A 3,954-nucleotide genomic window follows, 5' to 3' on the forward strand; every position below is an offset into this window, starting at 1 on the left:
CGTAAACAACATAGGGAAGAATTGCAGAAATACATCACAGGTATTATTCAAGCCCGTGAACAAAAAATGTATTGAATGATTTAGGTCGCTCCTATGGAGCTTTATGTTATAGGTGGACATTTTTTTTCTACAAACAGATTGCTCCTCTGGAGCAAATTTAATAAGCAAAAGATGGCAGAAAATGAAGTAAAGCAATGCCTGTGACCATAGATATAGCCTTAAGTCCTACGCAACGCTCTCCCCCACTATTTTCCTATTTTCCTATTTTTTTTGTTGACAGGAAATAAAATCTATGGTAAAATATCTCCATAATGAGTAAAAGTGAAGGTAACATCAAGAATGCTCAAAAAACAAATTCCTATCAGTTAATAAAATGGATATGTATATTTTGTGCTGTATCTACTTTTCCTGCTGTTTCAAATTCAGAGCTTAAACTTACTTTAACTCCACCAATCATAGAATTATCTACCGTCCAGGGAGCAGTTAAAACATTTCCTTTATTAGTAACAAATAATGGTGAGAGTGACTTACAGATAAAATTATATGCCACAGATTTAGTTATAGAGAGAGGAGGAAAGGTGTTATTTCTTAAGCCAGGTATCTCTAAATATTCTTGTACCCAATGGTTAACTCTTCTACCAAAAGAAAAGGTGCTGCGCGGGAATGAAACTATTCAAGTGATGTGTAAACTTTCTGTCCCCAAAGGGGAATTAGGCGGAAGATATTCCGCAATTATGGTCGAAATTGTTCCTGAGAAGATAGAGAAATCTACACCAATCTACTATCGATTAGCCTCACTTTTACTGGTGACGATTAAAGGATATGGGCTTACTACCAATGCAGTTATAGAAGATATTCAATTAAACCCCTCTAAAAATTATTCAGGATATGAGATTATAGCCTCGTTAAAAAATACAGGGAATATTCATATTGTTGCTAATGGTGAAGCGGTATTGAAGAATGAACAAGGATATAGACTTAGAGGAGAACCAATTACTCTTACCGCAGGGAAAGGGACTGTTTTACCAGAAGCAATTAGAGATTTTAAAGGAGATTTTCGATCTAACATCCGTGATGGAATCTATATAATAGAAACTAAATTTGTTTATGCAGGGAAGAGAGAAAAAACCAAAAGTAAGAAGATAAAAGTTTCTAAGGGTAAAATTGAAGAATTGAAGGAAGAGGAATTAATTGCTGTCAGTAAAGAAGCACAGAAGAAAGAAAAACTATGGGTTGAACCATCTTTTATTGACTTAATCTCACCTCCTGGAGGGATGCGGAGCTTTTCTATATTAGTGCGTAATGAAGGTCAATCGGAATTAGAGGTTGAGGTTTTTGCCCAGGATTATGCTGTTAACGAGGAGGGTCAAATTTCCTATTTACCTGCTGGTAACCAACCTTATTCTTGTGCTAAATGGATAGCTATTAATCAATCTAAATTTAACCTTTCTCCAAAAGATAAACGAAATCTTTCCTTTTCTATTCGGGTTCCCCGTGAAGTTAATGGTGGAAAATATGCTAAGTTGTGTTTTGCCGGTCTTACGAAAGATAAAAAAGCAACCGTTACCTCAGAGGTATCAATTAGTGTAGAAATTCCTAACACGGCAGTAAAAAAGGCTGAAATTGAAAATATCTCCTATCAGAAGAATAAAGATAATTCATTATCTTTCTTTGTTACTTTCGTTAATTTAGGGAATATTCATCTCCGTCCAAAAGGGAATTTAAGAATATATGAAGAAGAGAAGAGAAAAGAAATAGTTAACATTCCGTTGATGGAAGAAATAGAACCTATCTTACCTAACCAGAAAAGGATAATTTCATCTTTATATAAGGGAGAATTAAAAAGAGGTAATTATTATGCAGTTGTGGAACTCGATTTTGGCGATAAAGAACCAATCTCTAAAAAACAAAAACTTACAGTTAAGTAAAAAAGCAAAAATCTATCTGTGGTTGATATTTTATCTATTTTTATTCAGCCCAGCTTTTGGGACACAATACACACAACTCTTAGATATTGAGGTAAAAGAAGGAGATGAGAAGAATAAAACAGAGGTTATCTTTATCACCGAACAACCGGCCAAATATTCGCTTATCCGTGCTTTTAATAATCTTTCAGCAAAAATAACCTTTGAGGATACAATTAATAGTTGGTGGCGGGAGACAGAATTCTATGAACAAGGCATAATAAAAAAAATTAATGTCGTTCAAGGAAGAGATTTTACTACTATTGCCGAAATAGAATTCCGAATTCCTGTTATTCCCTTACTGAAGTCAGTTAATAACACAGTTGTCCTTACAGCTGTTCCTACTCTAAAGCAAGAAGAATATCTACAAAAGGAGAAGGAAAGTAAGGAATTATATCAGATAAAAGATATTGATATCAAAGAAGAAGAAGGGCAAATAAGAGTAATAATAAAAACTTCTAATACCCCTATTCTAAAACATTTTCGCACAGAAGACCCTTCTTTAATAGTTATAGACTTTTTAGAATGTAAATGTGAATACACAAGAAAAAAGATAAAGAAAAATTCTTATATTTCTTTCATTTCCATTATCCAATTGCTTACTACTCCTACACATATAAGTAGAATAACCATTGGGTTAATGGAACCATCCTTAGTATCACAGATTACCTCAGGAATCAATCAAGTTGAAGTAGAAATAAAAGAGGAGAGTGTAGAAAAGAAGAAATCTCAGGTTAGCCCTCAACAGATATTGCCAGAGAAAGAAGTGGGAGCCTCAACAATAGAAACCATAAAAAAGGAGGCTAAATCACTTGAATCTTCAATACCTGCTTCTGTAAAAAGAGGAGAAATCCAGGTCAAAGAAGAGCCGAAAAAAGAAGAACCATTAATCACTAATGTCTTCTTTGAAACAGATATCTCTCAGGCGCTTCGAGATATATCAACTCAGGCAAAAATACCAATTATCCCCGATGATACTGTTCGAGGAGTTATTACGGTAGAACTCCAGGATGTCCCTTTATCAAAAGCATTAGAGATGGTTCTTGCTCCAAAAGGATATATGTTTTGTAAATTTGATAATTACTATCTGGTAGGATTAGCTGATCCAACTGGTCCGTCATTTGTTAAACTTACCTCAACAGAATTTCTTAATTTGAACTATTTGCAAGCACAAGATTTACTAACCCTCATACCGCAATCCTTTTTATCCTTTATCCAGGTAAATAAGGAGAAGAATCTGGTGACTATCACTGCCCCAGGTCCCCTTATTGAGCGTATTAAAAATGATATCGCTTTGATTGATATCCCACCACAACAGGTTGCCATTGAATCCCTTATTGCAGAAGTATCTAAAGAGGGAATAAGGAGTATTGGCACAAATTGGAATTTTAAATGGAAGGATTCTTCGGTAACGCTCAAAAAGGAAACTGATAAAACCTCAAAACTTTCCTACACAATTACTAATGACCTTACCTCTCAGGCTCTAATTACATTCATCGATATGTTAGTTAAGGAAGGAAAGGCAGAAATTAAAGCTAATCCAAAAGTAGTTACATTAACTGGACAACAGGCTAAAATCAAATTGTCCAGAGAAGAATTTTATCAATTATTAAGTGGTAGGGTAGGATATGAATCGGTAACACTCAAAGCAATTGAATCAGGAATTATCCTTGATATTACACCGTATATTTCCCAAAAAGGAGAAATTACTGTTAAGATTATTTCTGAAGTAGGTGATGTTGCTGGTGAAGGAACACCACAAGGATTACCTATCATTAATAAACGGAATGTAGAAACAAAAGTTAGGGTCAAGGAAGGAGAAACTATTATTATTGGTGGACTAACTCAAAAGAAGAAAAAAAATTCATTAGTCAAAATACCTGTTTTAGGAAGTATTCCTATTATTGGTTTCTTCTTTAAACAGGTTAAGACTATTACCGAGGAAACAGAGGTAATGATATTTATCACACCACATATTATTAAATCGTAA

The 3,954-nt window shown here is 34.2% G+C and carries 2 protein-coding genes; both read left to right on the top strand.

The genetic code is table 11. The features are described from left to right. Positions 1–311: 311 nt before the first annotated feature. Entirely contained in the window at positions 312–1,928 is a 1,617-nt protein-coding gene (locus AB1414_17070; protein ID MEW6609126.1) for a hypothetical protein, read from the top strand. Next, a complete protein-coding gene (locus AB1414_17075; protein MEW6609127.1) occupies positions 1,858–3,954 on the top strand; it encodes an AMIN domain-containing protein in 2,097 nt (698 codons plus the stop codon). Before AB1414_17070 ends, AB1414_17075 begins: the two co-directional genes overlap by 71 nt.

The organism is bacterium, assembly GCA_040755795.1.
In the GTDB taxonomy this organism is placed as follows: Bacteria; UBA9089; CG2-30-40-21; order CG2-30-40-21; family SBAY01; genus JBFLXS01.

Bases quoted from the DNA above. Each gene is read 5' to 3' on its own strand.
- AB1414_17070 (MEW6609126.1), top strand. From the start codon at position 312: ATGAGTAAAAGTGAAGGTAACATCAAGAATGCTCAAAAAACAAATTCC.
- AB1414_17075 (MEW6609127.1), top strand. From the start codon at position 1,858: ATGCAGTTGTGGAACTCGATTTTGGCGATAAAGAACCAATCTCTAAAA.